Origin of the sequence: Flavobacterium sp. (assembly GCF_043778725.1) — a bacterium.
Lineage (GTDB): Bacteria > Bacteroidota > Bacteroidia > Flavobacteriales > Flavobacteriaceae > Flavobacterium.
Map to the genome: position 1 here is coordinate 1 of NZ_JAYWFT010000012.1, position 18001 is coordinate 18001.

The following is an 18001-nucleotide window of genomic DNA, read 5'->3' on the forward strand; positions in this document are numbered from 1 at the left end:
GTTATAAAATCTACCTTCCCTAATTTCTTCAAGTGTAGATCCAGAACCACCATGAAAAACAAAATCTACAGGATTTGGACCTGTATTAAATTTATTTTGAACATAATCTTGTGAATTTTGTTTTTCATGGTGGTTCTGGATCTACACTTGAAGAAATTAGGGAAGGTATTTCTTATGGCGTTGTAAAAATGAATATTGATACCGACTTACAATTTGCTTTTACCGAAGGAATTCGTGATTATATGGTTGATAATATTGATTATTTAAGATCTCAAATAGGAAATCCAACAGGATCAGATTCTCCTAACAAAAAATATTATGACCCAAGAAAATGGGTTCGTGAAGGAGAAGTTACTTTCAATACAAGATTAGAACAAGCTTTTGCTGATTTAAATAACGTAAACACTTTGTAAGTACAAAATACGAAGTACGAAGTTAAAAATAATTGAATTATAAAACAGTTAGAAGTATAAGGTATGAAGGCAACTTCTAACTTCCAACTTCTAACTTCTAACTTACTATTATGGCTTGGTTTAAAAGAACAGAAAAAGGAATTACAACTGCAACAGAGGATAAAAAAGATGTTCCAAAAGGACTTTGGTATAAATCTCCAACAGGAAAAATTATTGATGCCGATGAGCTAGAACGCAATCTATGGGTAAGTCCAGAAGATGGTTTTCATGTAAGAATTGGCAGTAAAGAATATTTCGAAATTTTGTTTGACAACAATGAATTTAAGGAATTGGATGCCAAAATGACGTCTAAAGATCCTTTGCATTTTGTAGATACTAAAAAATATTCTGATAGATTGAAAGATGTTATGGACAAAACCAAATTGAAAGATGCGGTAAGAACTGGCGTTGGAAAATCTAAAGGTAATACAATAGTAATTTGCTGTATGGATTTTGCTTTTATTGGCGGATCGATGGGTGCAGTTGTTGGAGAAAAAATTGCTCGCGGTATAGATTATGCCATAAAAAACAATGCTCCGTTTGTAATGATTTCTAAATCTGGTGGTGCTAGAATGATGGAAGCTGCTTATTCATTGATGCAATTGGCAAAAACATCTGCAAAATTGGCACAATTGGCCGAATCTAAAATTCCGTATATTTCTTTATGTACTGATCCTACAACTGGTGGAACGACTGCTTCCTATGCCATGCTTGGCGATATTAATATTGCAGAACCTGGTGCACTAATTGCTTTTGCCGGACCAAGAGTTGTAAGAGATACCACAGGAAAAGATTTGCCAGAAGGATTTCAAACTTCAGAATTTCTATTAGAACACGGATTTTTAGATTTTATTTCACAAAGAAAAGACTTAAAAGATAAAATCAATTTATATATCGATTTGATTTTGAATCAAAACATTAGATAGATTTTAAAACATATTAAAATGAAAAAACACAAAGTTATTGCTTTGTGTTTTTTTATATCTTTATTTTAAACTTAGTACTTTGCACCTTCAAACTCGAGCTTTTAAAACCTACATTCCGCTACGAATTGCTTCTACAGGATCAAGTTTTGAAGCAGAAATTGCTGGTAAAATTCCAGAAATCAATCCAATTAAAATAGCCAATCCCGAGCCTAGAAGAATATTGCTAAAACTCAATACAAACTCAAAGTCGAGTAATTTTGTAAGTCCTATAGCTATTAACCAAACCATTACAATTCCTATAAACCCACCTATTAAACACAAGATTACGGCTTCAAACAAGAATTGAAAAAGAATAAATCTGTTTTTGGCACCAAGTGACTTTTGAATTCCTATTAAGTTAGTACGTTCTTTTACCGAAACAAACATAATATTGGCTACACCAAAACCGCCAACCAATAACGAAAATCCTGCAATAACCCATCCACCAAGATTCATGCTGCTAATAATTCCGTCTAGCATGTCTGTAAAACCCGAAAGCACATTGATGAAGAAATTGTCAATTTCGCCAGTTTTTAATCCGCGTAAAGCTCTTAGTTTTTGGGATACTTCGGCTTTAAATGCGCCCATATCAATTCCTTTTTCTGGTTTTATAACAATAACAGGTGTCATAGCATCATTATTGTCGCCATACATTCGTCTCAAAAAATTTACAGGAATAAAAGCAGATGTATCGTTGCTGTCGCCAAACATGCCGGCACCTTGTTTTTTCAAAACTCCAATTACTGTAAAACGCTGACCATACAATCTTATTTGTTTTCCAATTGGATCTACATTTTCAAAAAGTCCTTTAGCAATTTCATCACCAATAACGGCAACTGCTGCGCCAGAATTGGCTTCGGCTTCGTTATAAAATCTACCTTCAGAAAATTCTAAACCTTGAATATCAATAAATTCATAAGAAACAGGAACAATATTAACGCTACTAACCGATTTTGTGTCGTACTTGATAATTTCACTTCTCACAAAAAGCTGAAAACACATTTCTTGTGCATCGGGAATTGAATTTTTCAAGTACTCATATTCGGTATATTTCACATCTGGAAATTGATCTCTTTTCCATCTAGGCACTTCTGATGGACCAAAAGAACCTTTAAATAAATAAATGGTATTTTTATCTAAACTACTTAAATCTTTCTTGATTTTTCTATCTAACGAATCTACCGCTGCCAAGACTGCTATAATAGAAAATATCCCAATGGTTACGCCAAGCAACGAAAGCAATGTTCGCAACTTGTTGTTTCGCAAAGCATTCATAGCAAAACTGAAACTTTCACTCAATAATCGAAGGTAAACAAGCATATCAGATATATTTTCTAGGTCAAATTTAAGATATTAGTAAATAGAATGATGGAATTGTTACAGAAAATAGCTAGAAATAGTGTTTTTGGGAAATTTAATTTGGTAGATTTGTTTTTGAAGATGATTCAATGATATTGAAATTCTACATTCATTTTCTAAAAAAGCAAAGAGTTTAATCAGAAAATGGCAGGCAGAAACACCTACCAATTGTGTTGCAAAAAGACTCCAATATTTGTTAATTATTTTTTTTGAAATCATTAATAAATTCTACAAAAAACTAAAATAAATTCAGATTAAAAAAACTACTTTTGCGTGCTTAACAACACAACATAATGAGCACTACAAAAACCATTCAATCTGCTCTTATTTCGGTATTTGATAAAACCGGATTAGAGCCAATTGTGAGACAACTTCACAAGCAAAATGCAACTATTTATTCTACTGGTGGAACAGAAGATTTTATTAAAAATTTAGGCATTCCTGTAGTTCCTGTAGAAGATGTTACTTCCTATCCTTCTATTCTTGGTGGACGTGTAAAAACATTACATCCAAAAGTTTTTGGTGGCATTTTGAACCGTCAAGACAATCCGACCGATATAGAACAAATGAAGGAATTTAACATTCCACAAATAGACTTGGTAATTGTAGATTTATACCCATTTGAAAAAACGGTTGCTTCTGGCGCAAGTGAAGCCGATGCAATTGAAAAAATTGATATTGGTGGTATTTCATTAATTCGTGCTGCAGCTAAAAACTTTAAAGACACTGTTATTGTGCCGTCTGTAGCAGAATATGAACTGTTTTTAGGAATGATTACCCAAGGAAATGGCGCAACTACTATTGAACAAAGAAAATATTTGGCAACTAGAGCATTTCACGTTTCGTCCAATTATGATTCGGCTATTTTCAATTATTTTAATACTGAAGATACTTTTTATAAAGAAAGTATTGCAAACGGTCAAGTACTTCGTTACGGAGAAAATCCACACCAAAAAGGGTTTTTCTTTGGCGATTTCGACGCTATGTTTACAAAAATTCACGGAAAAGAATTGTCATACAACAATTTGCTAGATGTTGATGCCGCTGTAAATTTAATAGCCGAATTTAAAGATAACGAACCAACATTTGCTATCTTAAAACACAACAATGCATGCGGACTTGCAACTAGAAAAACCATGAAGGAAGCTTATCTTGCCTCTTTGGCTTGCGACCCAACTTCGGCATTTGGTGGAGTTTTAATGGCTAATGGAAAAATTGATACTGAAACTGCTAAAGAAATCAATTCGCTTTTCTGCGAAGTAGTTATAGCGCCAAGTTATGATGATGAAGCGTTAAATATTCTACAAGAAAAAAAGAACCGAATTATATTGACTATAAATAATGTACCTTTACCTCAACGTCAAGTAAGAACTTGCTTAAACGGATTATTGGTTCAAGATAAAAACAACATTACAGATACTAAAGAGCATCTAAAAAACGTTACTATTACAGAACCTACCAATCAAGAAGTTGAAGATTTACTATTTGCATCTAAAATCTGTAAAAATACAAAATCAAATACAATTGTTTTTGCAAAAAATAATACATTAATCGCCTCTGGAACAGGACAAACATCACGAGTTGATGCTCTAAAACAAGCAATTGAAAAAGCCAATACATTTCAATTTGATTTGCATGGAGCAGTAATGGCAAGCGATGCATTTTTTCCTTTTCCTGATTGTGTTGAAATTGCACATGACGCCGGAATTACCGCTGTTATTCAACCTGGTGGATCAATTAAAGACGAATTAAGCATCAATTATTGCAATGAAAATAAAGTTGCAATGGTATTTACAGGAACACGTCATTTTAAACATTAATTTTATTATTTTTGTAGGCTGAAAAAAATTTAACAAACTAAACACCCTTTATATAATTATGGGATTTTTTGATTTCATGACCGAGGATATAGCAATTGACCTTGGTACCGCTAACACACTAATCATTCACAACGACAAAGTTGTAATTGATAGTCCTTCTATTGTTGCAAGAGATAGAGTATCTGGAAAAATAATCGCCGTTGGTAAAGAAGCCAGCATGATGCAAGGTAAAACCCATGAAAACATAAAAACCATACGACCATTAAAAGACGGAGTTATTGCCGATTTTGATGCTTCAGAGAAGATGATTAGTATGTTCATTAAAAGTATTCCTGCTTTAAAGAAAAAAATGTTTACTCCAGCTTTACGCATGGTAGTTTGTATTCCGTCTGGAATTACAGAAGTAGAAATGCGTGCCGTAAAAGAATCGTGTGAGCGTGTAAACGGTAAAGAAGTATATTTAATTCACGAACCAATGGCAGCTGCAATTGGTATTGGTATTGACATTATGCAACCTAAAGGAAACATGATTGTAGATATTGGTGGTGGAACAACAGAAATTGCAGTTATCGCTCTTGGCGGAATTGTATGTGATAAATCAGTTAAAATTGCAGGTGACGTTTTTACAAACGACATCATTTATTACATGAGAACTCAGCACAACCTTTTTGTAGGAGAAACAACAGCCGAAAAAATTAAAATACAAGTTGGCTCTGCAACCGATGCTCTAGACACACCTCCAGACGACATGTCGGTTCAAGGTAGAGATTTACTTACAGGAAAACCAAAACAAGTAGAAGTTTCTTTTAGAGAAATTGCCAAAGCTTTAGACAAATCCATTCAACGTATTGAAGATGCAGTAATGGAAACATTATCTCAAACTCCGCCAGAATTAGCTGCAGATATTTATAATACTGGAATATATTTAGCTGGTGGTGGATCAATGCTTCGTGGTCTTGACAAACGTATTTCTTTAAAAACAGATTTACCAGTTTACATTGCTGAAGATCCGTTGAAAGCCGTTGTAAGAGGAACAGGAATGGCATTAAAAAATATTCCTAAATTCAGAAGTATCCTTATAAAATAGTTTTGTATTAATCTACTGAAACTGAAAACCGAAAACTGACCACTGAATACTTAAAAAATGCAGCAAATATTTAACTTTATATTTAAAAACAGCTATCGTATGCTGTTTTTGCTGCTTATGATATTAGCGTTATCACTAACAATTCAATCACATTCTTATCACAAAAGTAAAATCATTAGTTCTGCCAATTTTTTTACTGGTGGCGTTTATCAAATGACCAATAGTGTGGAAGGCTATTTTAATTTAAAAATTCAAAATGAAGAATTAGCCAAAGAAAATGCGCGTCTTAAAAGTCTTTTATTCAATACAAAAGATACCACAAAGATGGCTAAATTAGACACTATTAAAGGTGTAAAAAAAATAGACATTGTAGAATCGGAGGTTATAAAAAACTCTTACAGTTCTCAAATAAATTTTCTTACACTAAACTCTGGATTTAAGCAAGGCGTAAAATCAGAAATGGGCGTTATTAATAGCCTAGGAATAGTTGGAGTTGTAGAAAATACATCGGCTAATTATTGTACAGTATTGAGCATCTTAAATACAGAATCGCCAATAAATGCAAAAATCAAAAAATCAAATCACATTGGTTCATTAACTTGGAATGGCAAAAATACAGGATTTGTTCAATTAGTTGATGTGCCTCGACTGGCATCTGTAAGAAAAGGTGACACTATAGTTACCGGAGCTCAATCTACAATATTTCCAGCTAATATAAACATAGGAACAGTTCATAAAATATATACAGACAATCAAACCAATTTCTATACTATTGATGTAAAACTATTTAATGACATGACTAGTTTAGGTCATGTTTACATCATTAAAAATAAAGATAGAGACGAGATTATTAACCTAGAAAAAAAGACACAAAAGAATGAATAGCGCAATGTTATTTAATCTAGCTCGTTTTATATTGCTGCTTGCGGCTCAAGTTGTTATTTTTAATAATTTTAACTTTATGGGTTATATAAATCCGTATTCTTATATTTTATTTATCATTCTTTTTCCTGTAAACGGAAATAAATATGCTCTTTTAACAGCAAGTTTTTTACTAGGAATTACAATGGATTTATTTTGTAATTCTGGTGGTGTTCACACAGTAGCATGCTTACTTCTAGCTTTTGTAAGACCATCACTGTTTAAATTCTCTTTTGGATTAAGCTATGAGTATCAAACTGTTAGACTGAACGATGTACTCACGCCAGAGCGTTTTTCTTTTATATTTTTATCAGTTGTTATTCATCATTTAACATTGTTTGTTCTAGAAGTCTTTACTTTTGAATACCTTTGGGATATCATTCTTAGAACTATTATTAGTACTTTATTTACTATCATAATTTGTATCTTACTTATCTACTTAATCAAGCCAAGTAAACGATGAGAAAAATATTATTACCAATCATTGTTATTGTCACAGCATTCTTACTGTTGATAAGAATATTTTATTTGCAAATTATTGATGATTCTTTCAAATTAAAGTCAGAGAATAACGCTATTAAAATTAAGTATGATTATCCCGAAAGAGGATATGTTTATGATAGATATGGCAAATTATTAATTGCCAATCAGCCTTCTTATGACATCATGGTTATTCCAAGAGATGTAAAAGAGTTGGACACTTTAGAATTTTGCTCTTTACTTGACATTACAAAAGAATTTTTTATTAAAAAAATTGAAAAAGCACGCGTTTATAGTCCAATGTTACCATCCGTTTTTCTTCCGCAATTGAACAAATTAGAATATGCTGCTTTTCAAGAAAAAATTAGAAAATTTTCTGGTTTTTACATTCAAAAGCGCTCTTTAAGAGATTATCAAGTTGGTTTTGGAGCCAATGTTTTTGGATTTATAACACAAGTTAACGAAAATATTGTAAAGAAAAATCCCTATTATGTTGGTGGTGATTTAATTGGAAAACAAGGAATAGAGGAAAGCTATGAAACTTTCTTGAGAGGACAAAAAGGTGTGAAATACATCCTTAAAGACAAATTTAACAGAGAAATTGGTTCCTATAAAGAAGGAAAATACGATACTTTATCTAAACAAGGAGACGACTTAACACTAACTATTGATAGTGAACTTCAAAAATATGGTGAAGAATTAATGATCAATAAATGGGGCGGAATTGTTGCTATTGAACCTAAAACAGGTGAGATATTAGCATTAGTAAGTGCGCCAAATTTTGACCCTGCTCTACTAGTGGGAAGACAGCGTTCTAAAAATTATACTTTATTAAGAAACGACTCTATTGCGAAACCAATGTACGATAGAGGACTTTTAGCCGAATATACACCAGGTTCACCATTTAAAATATTAACCGGATTAATTGCTTTACAAGAAGGAGTTGTAACAGACAGCACTACATTTTCTTGTCATCGTGGCTTTAGTTATGCACGTGGTAGATTTATGAAATGCCACTGTTCTGGTGGAGCAGTTCAGTTGCATAGAGGAATTTATCAATCGTGCAACACCTATTTCTCTAACTGTTACATAAGATTAATAAATAAATATAAAGACCACAGTTATGCAGTAGATGTTTGGGCTAAACACTTAAAAAGTTTTGGTCTTGGCGATTTTATGGGTTATGATCTTCCTATTGGTAAAAAAGGAAATATTCCAACATCTAAAACCTATAATAAAGTTTATCATGGTTGGAATTGGGACGGAAAAACAATTGTATCCAACGCAATTGGACAAGGTGAAGTATTGATGACGCCAATTCAACTGGCAAATTTTATGGCAACAATCTCCAACAGAGGATATTATTATACTCCTCACATTGTTAAAAAAATAAAAGGAGATGTTATAGACAAAAAATTTAGAACTAAACACGTTACAACAATTGATAGAAAATATTTTGATCCTATAATAAGTGGTATGAATGCCGTTTATGGTCCGGGAGGAACTGCATCTGGACTTGGTGTAAACGGAATTGAAATATGCGGAAAAACTGGAACAGCAGAAAACTACTTGAAAGTAAACGGTAAACGTGTTAAGCTTCAAGATCACTCTATCTTTGTGGCTTTTGCACCTAGAGATAATCCTAAAATTGCAATTGCCGTATTTGTAGAAAATGGATATTGGGGTAAACGATGGGCTGGACCAATTACTACTTTAATGATTGAAAAGTACCTTAAACGTAAAATAACAAGAGTAGATTTTGAAAAAAGAATGCTTACTGGAAGTTTGAAAGCACAATATGATAAATTATATCCTGTTAAACACCAGGATAGTATATCTTTAATAAACAATAGAGTAAAAGACAGTTTAGTAAAAATAAAAAGAATTAAAGATTCTTTAAATGGTGACAAACCAAAAAATGACGTAAAAATTGACACTTCTAAAACAAAGTTGTAATTTATAATGAGAAATCAAAGTGTAACAAATAACCTTGACTGGATAAGTGTTGTTATCTTCATTGCCTTAGTAGTAATGGGATGGCTCAACATCTATTCCTCTTCATTATCAACTGTTACCGAAGAAACTTCTATTTTTGACATCAACCAAATTTATGGAAAACAATTTTTATTTATCCTTCTTACCATTCCTATTATTTTCATAGTTTTATCTGTAGAAGCTAAATTTTACGAAAAATATTCCATCATTATTTTTGCCGTTTCACTTTTATCCTTAGCCGGATTATTTATTTTTGGTAAAACTATTGCTGGTCAACGTTGTTGGTATGGATTTGGAAGTTTTACTTTACAACCATCAGAATTTGCAAAAGCCGCAACATCACTTGCAATTGCTAAATACCTCAGTGATGTTCAAGTAAATCTAAAAGATGTAAACAGACAAATACAAGCATTAATTGTTGTTTTTCTTCCTGTAATGCTCATTCTACCACAACCCGATCCTGGAAGTGCCTTAATTTATAGCATCTTTTTTGTAGTACTTTATAGAGAAGGATTACCAGGTTGGTATTTGTTAACTGGTTTTATTGCCATTATTCTTTTTGTACTAACATTAGCTACAAACAATCCTTATATAGTTATTGGGCTAACTGCAATTGTACTTGCAATAAACTATTTTAGAAGCCGATTGGTTGATCGAAATATTATTGCTAGTGCTATTCTTTTAATAATGATAACTGCATTCTCATTTTCGGTAAATTTTGTTTTTAACAATGTTTTTAAACAACACCACCGCGACCGTTTCAATATTATTCTTGGAAAAGAAGTAGATATGAAAGGCATTGGATACAATACCAATCAATCTGAAATAGCCATTGGATCTGGTGGTTGGTTTGGAAAAGGATATCTTGAAGGGACACAAACAAAAGGAGGATTTGTACCCGAACAACACACCGATTATATTTTCACTACTGTAGGTGAAGAATGGGGTTTTCTAGGTTCGATTTTTGTAATTGGATTATTTGTAGGTTTAATACTTAGAATAATTTATCTCGCAGAACGACAAAAGACCAAATTCAGTAGGGTTTATGGTTATTGCGTCGCCGGAATTTTATTCATTCACTTCTTTGTAAATATAGCAATGGTTGTTGGGGTTTTTCCAACTATTGGAGTTCCGTTACCATTCTTTTCTTATGGAGGTTCTGGTCTTTGGGGTTTTACAATATTGTTATTTATTTTTCTAAAAATGGATGCCAATAAAGTTAATGAATGGTAAGTTTTAAAAACTCCAACCTTTATAGTCGTTAGCTTTTTCTAATTTATTTTCTATTGCGTCATTCAGTTTTGGATAGAAATCTATTCCAGTCATTTTTTCTATTTGATCTACAGGAACTACAAATTCATAAAGTGGTTTGTTACTATCAATTGCCGGCACTAAAAATCCTATCATTTTATATTCACCTCTTGAATCATCAAGTAATACTTTATAAAAATAATCTGGAACTGCAACTTTTTCTTTTCCAATAGTTTTTAAATTACCCGATAAAACGCCACCTGTAACAACATAAATCCCATCATATTTAGACGACCAATACCTTACTTTTTGCTCTAAAGTATTCCAAATTCCTTCATTAAAATCGTGTTTTTGCGGAGCAATATTTGATGTTAAAAACGTTTCTTCAAATGCTTTTTTTGAAAATTTCATATCACCAGCAGCACAAAGATGACCTTTGTCATAACCCGAATTTTTATAATTTTTCCAATTTGCAGAACCCGAACCAACTTTAACATCTTCAATAAAAAATGGACGTTCGAAATTTTGATTATGAGAACTGTTTTTCTTTAATTCATAAGCAACCCATTCTGCTTGTTCTTTATCTTCAACATACGATAAAGTATAATTATCGTGCACTATTATCTGTTGCGAAGTTGATGTTGGTAAAAAATCGAATTTTTCGTTATTTTTATTTGAAAAACCACTTTGAATTGTATCATTTGAAACCTCATTTTTAACAATAATCTCTTTTTTGCAAGAAAATATAATTGTAGAAATCATTAGACACAAAAATATTTTAATAGGTAATCTATTTTTCATAATTTTATAAATTAATTCATAATTCCAATTTCTTGGAATGGTAATTGTAAAACAATTAATATTAAATATAAACAAATATGAAAATTAAATTAGTATTTACAGCAATTCTTATCATAAGTTTTCAAAACTTTTTTGCACAAGAAACGCCAACAACTGTTCTTCTAGACTCTATAAAAACTAAGTCTATAGACTTGGAAAAGCAAAATGCGGCTGAAAAAGATCGTTTAGAACAAAAATTAAAGGATGAAAAACAAGCTTTAAAAGAACAGCAAAAAGCCGAAGATCAAATTGAAAAAGCTAAAAAAGACGCTAAAGAAACTGAGAAAAAACAAAACAAATTAGAAAAAGAACAAAAGAAATTTGACAAAGAGCAAAAGAAAATTTCAAATGCAGAAAAAGATGTTGAGAAGCAAAAAGGAAAGCTAGAAAAAGAAAGAAAGAATTTAGAAAAAATGCAAGCTAAATTTGAAAAATCAAGAGCCAAAGGAAAACTTTCTCCTGTAGAAATTGAAAAAGGAAATGTAGACATTACCAAACAACAATTAAAAATTAAGGAAGTAGAAGAAGATATTGAAAAAGCTCAAAAAAAATTAAGCAAATTAAGATAATTATAAATTCCACCTTAGGGTGGAATTTTTTTAAATAATAATTTTATTGTCAAGTTATAAAATAAAAAAGCTCCAAAATAAAATTACTTTGGAGCTTTTTCTTATCAAGAAATTACGGTTAAGATTTAACTAACTTCTCTTTTTTTAATTTAGTAGTTAATCCTTTTTTAGCAGAACCCGATTGTAAATCGTCTAAAACATGTATTGCTTCTTCAACATAAATATCTTTAGCCAAACTTTCGTGCCATCTATCACGTTTTTCTTTTAGCGTAACATCTGTTTTCATTTGAGCTTCTTCGTATGGTAATGATTTAAACTTAAACGTATTTTCATAATCAGCTATAGATTTATATTTTTTGTTCGTTTCTTCAAGTTGTTTTTGCTCTTGTTTGAACTTATCAATTTGAAGGCTATAAACGTTTTCTTCATTACGTTCTTGACGCCATTTTGCATTTTCATCAATAAGTTTCATCTGAGGATTGTTCTCTAAACGCTTTTTACTGTTAGCAATTGCTAAGTCAAAATTAGATTGTTTATCCCACATTTTATATTCGGCAGCGTCAATTTTATCCCATTTCATTGCGTTATCAACATCGCGTTCGCCCATTTTTAAATAAGCATAACTATCTGGCATAACAATATCACTGCTCACACCTTCCAATTGTGTTGAACCACCATTAATTCTATAGAATTTTTGAGTTGTAGTTTTCAAAGCACCCAAATCGCCCAAAGTATTTGCTCTAACAAGTTGATTTAAATCCATCACGTTTTGAACGGTTCCTTTTCCGTAGGTTTGTTTACTTCCCAAAATCACGGCACGTTTATAATCTTGCATTGCAGCGGCCAAAATCTCTGATGCCGATGCCGAAAACTCATTTGTCATTATTACAAGTGGTCCATCCCACTCTACTTTTGGATCTTTGTCATATAAAACTTCTTTTTTTCCAGCAGCCGATTTTATTTGAACAATTGGTCCTTGCTCAATAAACAAACCACCAATGTCTACAACCGTTTTCAAAGAACCACCACCATTATCTCTAACGTCAACTATAATTCCTTGAACTCCTTCTTTTTTAAGACGTTCAACTTCTATAGCAACATCTTTTCCTGCGTCACGACTGTCTTTGTTTTCAAAATCTATGTAGAATTTTGGCAAATAAATAATACCATATTTCACACCATTTTTTTCAACAACGCTAGATTTAGCATAAGTTTCTTCAATTTCTACTTCGTCTCTAATAATCGAAATAACTTTTAAAGAACCATCTGTTTTTTTAACCGTAAGACGAACTTCAGTACCTTTTGGTCCTTTTATTTTCTTAACAACATCGTCTAGTCGCATGGCTACAACGTCAACTGGTTCGGCATCTCCTTGAGCTACTTTTAGAACCACATCACCAGATTCTAACTCTTTTCCTCTCCAAGCTGGACCACCAGAAATTAATTCGGTGATTTCTGTAAAGTCATTTTTCTTTTGTAAACGTGCTCCAATTCCTTCTAATTTTCCGCTCATGCTCACATCAAAACGCTCTTTTTCATCAGGAGCAAAATAAGATGTGTGAGGATCAAAACGAGTAACAATAGCATTTATATATACCGAAAACCAATCTTCTCTGCCCAATTCTTTTAGAATAAAACTAAAATTATCGTTCAATGATTTCAAAGTGTTTTCGCGCGTTTCTTTTTCAAGTTGCTCATACGTTTTTGGCGCTTCTGTATCAGTTTTTGCTAAACTTTCTTTAAATTTAGCTTCGGCTTCTTTAGTTAATTTATCACCAAGTTTTAATCTAAATTCTTTTAATTTTTCTTCTGGCGATTTATTTTTATTCTTTTGAATATCGTCTTGAATCTTTTGCTTTTCTACCAAAGAAGCAAGCGTAGAAAGTTTTACTTGTTTTCTCCAACGCTCTTTAAGTTCAGCACTGTTTTTAGAATAAGGTGCTTTTTCATAATCGGTATTAATGTCTTCGCTAACCGAATAATCAATAGGTTTTTCTAGAGCAAGTTTGTAATATTCTTTACTTTCTTCCATTCTTTGAACCAAACGATTGTAAGTCAAGTCGAAGAAAGTAAGTTCTTTATTGTTTATTTGGTCGTCAATTTTTAGTTCGTATTTAGAAAATTCATCAATATCAGATTGCATAAAGAATCGTTTCGATGGATCTAAAGCAGTGATGTAATCTTTGTAAATTCCTTTGGAAAAATTATCATCAATTGCCGCAGGATTATAATGCCATTTTTCAATAACATAAGTCAATAGCTCTAATAACAATTTGTCTTTTTCTGGATCACCTTTTGCTTTTGGAATAAAACTCCAAAGACCAATAGAGAGTGCTAGTACAAGAAGTACTATTTTATAATGTCTTTTCATAAATTGAATAATTGTATTCATTAATTTTTCACTAAATTACGTAAAAAACCATGCCATAATAAAGTTACGTCGCATAATTTTTTGTTAAAACCATTGATATGGCTCAAAGTTATGAATTTTGTAATGGAATAAGTCTTAAAATAATTACTTTTGTTACAATTAAATTTTATTTCAAATGTCAAAAAAACCTTTAATTTTAGTAACCAACGACGATAGTATTTCTGCACCAGGAATAAGAGCTTTAATTGCTGTTATGAGCGAAATTGGAACTGTAGTTGTTGTCGCGCCAGACAGTCCGCAGAGTGCAATGGGACACGCAATAACAATAAACAACACGTTACATTTGAATAAAGTTTCTGTAGAAAATGCCGAAATCACAGAATACAGTTGCTCTGGAACTCCAGTAGATTGTGTAAAAATGGCGGTAAACGAAATCTTGAAACAAAAACCAGACTTGTGCGTTTCTGGTGTGAATCATGGTTCAAATTCTTCGATAAACGTTATTTATTCAGGAACGATGAGTGCTGCTGTCGAAGCTGGAATTGAAGGAATTCCTGCCATTGGATTTTCACTTTTAGACTACAATTGGAATGCCGATTTTGAGCAAATCAAACCTTTTATAAAGAAAATAGCGTTACAAGTTCTTGAAAACGGACTGACCGAAGGAACGGTTTTAAATGTTAACTTTCCGAAATTAAAAACAGAGGAAATAAAAGGAATAAAAATTTGCCGTCAAGCGAAAGCCATGTGGCAAGAAAAATTTGACAAGAGAATTACTCCTTTCGGAAAAGAATATTATTGGCTAACTGGCGAATTCGTTAATCAAGATAAAGGCGAAGATACCGATGAATGGGCTTTGGCAAATGATTATATTTCAATAGTTCCGGTGCAATTTGACTTGACTGCGCATCATACTATTCAAACATTAAATACTTGGGATTTATAAAAAATTAGCTACTAAACATGAAAAAAACAGACCTGATTATTGGTTTTCTAATTGGAATTGTATCCGCATTACTGGGAACATTCTTGTTTTTGACTCTTTTTACTAAATATAATTTATTTACAGATTTTCAAGCTATTAGGGCCGAACAAATTTTAGGAAAAGTAATTACACTTGGCGCAATTTTAAACATAATTGTGTTCTTTATTTTACTTCAAAAGAAAAAAGAATTGATGGCACGAGGAATTGTTTTAGCAACCATTACTCTGGCAATATTAACAATGTTTTTATAACTATGAAATATTATATTATTGCTGGCGAAGCATCAGGAGATTTGCACGGTTCCAATTTAATGAAGGCTTTGTACCGTGAGGATGCAACTGCTGATATTCGTTTTTGGGGTGGAGATTTAATGAAAAATGTAGGTGGAACTATGGTAAAACATTACCGTGAATTAGCCTTTATGGGATTTGCAGAAGTACTACAGAATTTGAAAACTATTTTAAACAACATCAAAATTTGTAAATCGGATATTGAACAATTTAATCCAGATGTAATTATTTTTATTGATTATCCCGGATTTAATATGCGAATTGCAAAATGGGCAAAAGAACGCGGTATTAAAACCCATTATTACATTTCGCCTCAAATTTGGGCTTGGAAAGAAAACAGAATCAAAGCTATTAAAAGAGATTTCGATAAATTGTATGTCATCCTACCCTTTGAAAAAGATTTTTACGAGAAAAAACATAATTTTCCAGTCGAATTTGTAGGACATCCTTTAATTGATGCAATCAATAGCCGAAAAATAATTGATTCTGAATTATTTAGAAAAGAAAATAATCTAGACAACAAGCCAATTATAGCCATTTTACCAGGAAGTAGAAAACAGGAAATTTCTAAAATGCTATCGGTAATGTTGAGCATTGTTTCAGATTTTCCCGATTATCAATTTGTAATTGCTGGTGCACCAAGCCAAGAATATTCCTTTTACGAACCATTTTTGAAAGGGAAAAACATTAAATTTATTGCTAACAAAACCTACGATTTGTTGAGTAATTCGTATGCTGCACTAGTAACATCGGGCACCGCAACATTAGAAACGGCACTTTTCAAAGTTCCCGAAGTGGTTTGTTATAAAGGTGGTTGGATTTCTTATCAAATTGCAAAAAGAATTATAACATTGAAATATATTTCACTTGTCAATTTAATTATGGATGAAGAAGTTGTAACCGAATTAATTCAAGACAACTGCACTTCGAAAACTATTAAAGCCGAGTTAACTAAAATTCTAGAGAAAAATCACAGACAATTTTTATTAAAAAAATACGACGATTTAGAACAAAAACTAGGCGGAATTGGAGCTAGCGAAAAAACTGCCAAACTTATAGTCGCTTCAATTAAATAATAAATTGAAAATCTTAGCGTTATTTTTAAGAAAAAAATCTATTGTTTTGAAGTACTTATTTTACCTATTCCTATTACTTATTTTGGTTACTTCTTGTAAATCAACATCGTCTGCAATTTCATCAACTAAAAAAGAAACTTCTAGAAATACAAGTAATTTGCGCAAGCAATTAGTAAACGATGCTTCCGATAAAGTAGGAATGCCTTACCGACTTGGTGGTATTACAAAAGCAGGATACGATTGTTCTGGATTGGTTTTTTCTACTTTTAAAGATCATGATATTAGCTTGCCAAGAACTTCAATTGATATGTCAAAAAAAGGTGAAATAATACAAAGTGACAATGCAAAAAAAGGTGATTTAATCTTTTTTAAAACCAATGGAAAAAGTCAAATAAATCATGTTGGTTTAATTGTTGAAGTACTTGATGATGAAATTATATTTGTTCATTCTTCTACACAACTCGGCGTTATAATTTCTTCTACAAAAGAAGCTTACTACAAGAAAAGTTTCGTGCAAATAAATCGAATTATCAATTAGACAATTGTAACTTTTGTTACTCTAAACCAATTATTTATAGTCTACCTTTGAGTAGATTTTAAATTTAAATCCATTTGATATGAAAAAAAATATGGGTAGTATTGATAAACTAGTTCGCTTAGTTTTAGCTGCAATTATGGTTATTCTTTATTTTAACGGAATAATTAGTGGCACTTTAGGCATTGTACTTGTTGGTTTGGCATTGGTTTTAGTAGTTACAAGTTTTGTAAGTTATTGTCCGCTTTATAGTCCTTTTGGGATAAACACTTGTCCTAAAGATAAATAATTCTTTTTTGTAGGAATTATACTTTTTTTCTATACTTTTATGATAATGAAAGTATTAAAATTTCCACTAATTAAAATTACAGGTTGTTTTGTATTTGGGATAATTGTTGCCCATAATACAAAACCGCCTTTTTTATTGATTTTGATTTTACTTTTGTTAGGAATTTCATTTTTGTTACTATCCTATTTCTTCTCATTAAAGAGTTTAAATCAAAAAACTTCCTTCGGAATCATTGCACTTTGCACTTCTTTTTTAATTGGAATTTTTACATTGGTTTGCAACAATCAAACTCTAAATTCCTTTCACTATATACATCATTTAACAGAAACTGACAAAGACCATTCATCGGAAATAATTATAAAAGAAAAGCTTAAAAATACCATTAATAACGACCGTTATGTGGCAAAAATTGCTAGTCTAGACGGCAAGAAAAGTTATGGAAACATCATTCTAAACATTAGAAAAGACAGTGTTTTACCAACTATTGAAATGGGTTCACATCTTAAAGTGATGGGTTCATTTTATTTGAATAGAAAACCAAACAATCCAAATCAGTTTGACTATGGTAAATATCTAGAAAATCAACAAATTTATGCTCAAATATATGCTGATGCAAGCAACATTCAAATTAGTCCAATTGTTGACAAAACAGTTTCTTACTATGCTAGTAAACTTAGAAATAAAATTATTCGGAATTTAGAGAAAAATCATTTCAG

Annotated in this window: 17 protein-coding genes and 1 pseudogene; 15 read left to right on the forward strand and 3 right to left on the reverse strand. The window is 31.6% G+C overall.

Annotated features, from left to right (window positions below; translation table 11 throughout):
* Positions 1 to 101: 101 nt before the first annotated feature.
* A pseudogene (locus tag ACH2CG_RS01590) lies at positions 102 to 413 on the forward strand (class II fructose-bisphosphate aldolase); the annotation flags it as partial.
* A 110-nt stretch (positions 414 to 523) separates the two neighbouring features.
* Entirely contained in the window at positions 524 to 1378 is an 855-nt protein-coding gene (gene accD, locus ACH2CG_RS01595) for an acetyl-CoA carboxylase, carboxyltransferase subunit beta (protein ID WP_395061526.1), read from the forward strand.
* Positions 1379 to 1486: 108 nt separating this feature from the next.
* Here the strand turns inward: accD and ACH2CG_RS01600 are convergent, their stop codons facing one another.
* The gene (locus tag ACH2CG_RS01600; protein WP_395061528.1) at positions 1487 to 2737 is read right to left on the reverse strand and encodes an ABC transporter permease; all 1251 of its coding nucleotides are present in this window, start codon (positions 2735 to 2737) and stop codon (positions 1487 to 1489) included.
* A 332-nt stretch (positions 2738 to 3069) separates the two neighbouring features.
* On the opposite strand from ACH2CG_RS01600, the gene purH reads away from it, so the two are divergent.
* The 6 genes from purH to rodA are packed head-to-tail and all read left to right on the forward strand — an operon-like array spanning position 3070 to position 10312.
* Positions 3070 to 4596, forward strand: coding sequence for a bifunctional phosphoribosylaminoimidazolecarboxamide formyltransferase/IMP cyclohydrolase (purH, locus tag ACH2CG_RS01605; protein WP_395061530.1), 1527 nt, complete (start codon positions 3070 to 3072; stop codon positions 4594 to 4596).
* Positions 4597 to 4654: 58 nt separating this feature from the next.
* The gene (locus ACH2CG_RS01610) at positions 4655 to 5683 is read left to right on the forward strand and encodes a rod shape-determining protein (RefSeq protein WP_395061532.1); all 1029 of its coding nucleotides are present in this window, start codon (positions 4655 to 4657) and stop codon (positions 5681 to 5683) included.
* A gap of 57 nt (positions 5684 to 5740) precedes the next feature.
* On the forward strand, positions 5741 to 6568 hold the full coding sequence (gene mreC / locus ACH2CG_RS01615) for a rod shape-determining protein MreC (protein WP_395061534.1): 828 nt from the start codon (positions 5741 to 5743) through the stop codon (positions 6566 to 6568).
* Positions 6561 to 7067: a rod shape-determining protein MreD gene (locus ACH2CG_RS01620; protein ID WP_395061536.1), complete on the forward strand. Its 507-nt coding sequence runs from the start codon at positions 6561 to 6563 to the stop codon at positions 7065 to 7067. Before mreC ends, ACH2CG_RS01620 begins: the two co-directional genes overlap by 8 nt.
* Positions 7064 to 9040 carry a peptidoglycan D,D-transpeptidase FtsI family protein gene (locus ACH2CG_RS01625; RefSeq protein ID WP_395061538.1) on the forward strand — a complete coding sequence of 659 codons (1977 nt, stop codon included), beginning with the start codon at positions 7064 to 7066 and terminating at the stop codon, positions 9038 to 9040. The genes ACH2CG_RS01620 and ACH2CG_RS01625 overlap by 4 nt, the downstream gene beginning before the upstream one ends.
* A gap of 6 nt (positions 9041 to 9046) precedes the next feature.
* Complete coding sequence (rodA, locus tag ACH2CG_RS01630) at positions 9047 to 10312, forward strand: rod shape-determining protein RodA (protein ID WP_395061540.1); 1266 nt, start codon at positions 9047 to 9049, stop codon at positions 10310 to 10312.
* A gap of 3 nt (positions 10313 to 10315) precedes the next feature.
* Here the strand turns inward: rodA and ACH2CG_RS01635 are convergent, their stop codons facing one another.
* Positions 10316 to 11131, reverse strand: coding sequence for a DNA/RNA non-specific endonuclease (locus ACH2CG_RS01635; RefSeq protein WP_395061542.1), 816 nt, complete (start codon positions 11129 to 11131; stop codon positions 10316 to 10318).
* Positions 11132 to 11208: 77 nt separating this feature from the next.
* Between ACH2CG_RS01635 and ACH2CG_RS01640 the strand changes: the two genes are divergently transcribed.
* On the forward strand, positions 11209 to 11739 hold the full coding sequence (locus tag ACH2CG_RS01640; RefSeq protein ID WP_395061544.1) for a hypothetical protein: 531 nt from the start codon (positions 11209 to 11211) through the stop codon (positions 11737 to 11739).
* 118 nt (positions 11740 to 11857) lie between these two features.
* On the opposite strand, the gene ACH2CG_RS01645 is transcribed toward ACH2CG_RS01640, so the two are convergent.
* The gene (locus tag ACH2CG_RS01645; protein WP_395061546.1) at positions 11858 to 14131 is read right to left on the reverse strand and encodes a carboxy terminal-processing peptidase; all 2274 of its coding nucleotides are present in this window, start codon (positions 14129 to 14131) and stop codon (positions 11858 to 11860) included.
* 154 nt (positions 14132 to 14285) lie between these two features.
* Between ACH2CG_RS01645 and surE the strand changes: the two genes are divergently transcribed.
* The 6 genes from surE to ACH2CG_RS01675 form a co-directional block, all read left to right on the forward strand.
* The gene (gene surE, locus ACH2CG_RS01650; RefSeq protein ID WP_395061548.1) at positions 14286 to 15056 is read left to right on the forward strand and encodes a 5'/3'-nucleotidase SurE; all 771 of its coding nucleotides are present in this window, start codon (positions 14286 to 14288) and stop codon (positions 15054 to 15056) included.
* Positions 15057 to 15073: 17 nt separating this feature from the next.
* Positions 15074 to 15346 carry a hypothetical protein gene (locus ACH2CG_RS01655; protein WP_395061550.1) on the forward strand — a complete coding sequence of 91 codons (273 nt, stop codon included), beginning with the start codon at positions 15074 to 15076 and terminating at the stop codon, positions 15344 to 15346.
* Between the two features lie 2 nt (positions 15347 to 15348).
* Positions 15349 to 16461 (forward strand): lipid-A-disaccharide synthase, encoded by a 1113-nt coding sequence (gene lpxB / locus ACH2CG_RS01660; protein ID WP_395061552.1) that lies wholly within the window; start codon positions 15349 to 15351, stop codon positions 16459 to 16461.
* A 46-nt stretch (positions 16462 to 16507) separates the two neighbouring features.
* A complete protein-coding gene (locus ACH2CG_RS01665) occupies positions 16508 to 16999 on the forward strand; it encodes a C40 family peptidase (protein WP_395061553.1) in 492 nt (163 codons plus the stop codon).
* Between the two features lie 79 nt (positions 17000 to 17078).
* The gene (locus ACH2CG_RS01670) at positions 17079 to 17285 is read left to right on the forward strand and encodes a DUF2892 domain-containing protein (RefSeq protein ID WP_395061554.1); all 207 of its coding nucleotides are present in this window, start codon (positions 17079 to 17081) and stop codon (positions 17283 to 17285) included.
* 45 nt (positions 17286 to 17330) lie between these two features.
* On the forward strand, positions 17331 to 18001 hold a 671-nt coding region (locus ACH2CG_RS01675; protein ID WP_395061555.1), incomplete at its 3' end, for a ComEC/Rec2 family competence protein.

Bases quoted from the DNA above. Each gene is read 5' to 3' on its own strand.
- ACH2CG_RS01640 (WP_395061544.1), top strand. From the start codon at position 11,209: ATGAAAATTAAATTAGTATTTACAGCAATTCTTATCATAAGTTTTCAA.
- ACH2CG_RS01625 (WP_395061538.1), top strand. From the start codon at position 7,064: ATGAGAAAAATATTATTACCAATCATTGTTATTGTCACAGCATTCTTA.
- ACH2CG_RS01635 (WP_395061542.1), bottom strand. From the start codon at position 11,131: ATGAAAAATAGATTACCTATTAAAATATTTTTGTGTCTAATGATTTCT.
- mreC (WP_395061534.1), top strand. From the start codon at position 5,741: ATGCAGCAAATATTTAACTTTATATTTAAAAACAGCTATCGTATGCTG.
- ACH2CG_RS01610 (WP_395061532.1), top strand. From the start codon at position 4,655: ATGGGATTTTTTGATTTCATGACCGAGGATATAGCAATTGACCTTGGT.
- ACH2CG_RS01620 (WP_395061536.1), top strand. From the start codon at position 6,561: ATGAATAGCGCAATGTTATTTAATCTAGCTCGTTTTATATTGCTGCTT.
- ACH2CG_RS01670 (WP_395061554.1), top strand. From the start codon at position 17,079: ATGAAAAAAAATATGGGTAGTATTGATAAACTAGTTCGCTTAGTTTTA.
- purH (WP_395061530.1), top strand. From the start codon at position 3,070: ATGAGCACTACAAAAACCATTCAATCTGCTCTTATTTCGGTATTTGAT.
- ACH2CG_RS01600 (WP_395061528.1), bottom strand. From the start codon at position 2,737: ATGCTTGTTTACCTTCGATTATTGAGTGAAAGTTTCAGTTTTGCTATG.
- ACH2CG_RS01655 (WP_395061550.1), top strand. From the start codon at position 15,074: ATGAAAAAAACAGACCTGATTATTGGTTTTCTAATTGGAATTGTATCC.
- ACH2CG_RS01645 (WP_395061546.1), bottom strand. From the start codon at position 14,131: ATGAATACAATTATTCAATTTATGAAAAGACATTATAAAATAGTACTT.
- rodA (WP_395061540.1), top strand. From the start codon at position 9,047: ATGAGAAATCAAAGTGTAACAAATAACCTTGACTGGATAAGTGTTGTT.
- accD (WP_395061526.1), top strand. From the start codon at position 524: ATGGCTTGGTTTAAAAGAACAGAAAAAGGAATTACAACTGCAACAGAG.
- surE (WP_395061548.1), top strand. From the start codon at position 14,286: ATGTCAAAAAAACCTTTAATTTTAGTAACCAACGACGATAGTATTTCT.
- lpxB (WP_395061552.1), top strand. From the start codon at position 15,349: ATGAAATATTATATTATTGCTGGCGAAGCATCAGGAGATTTGCACGGT.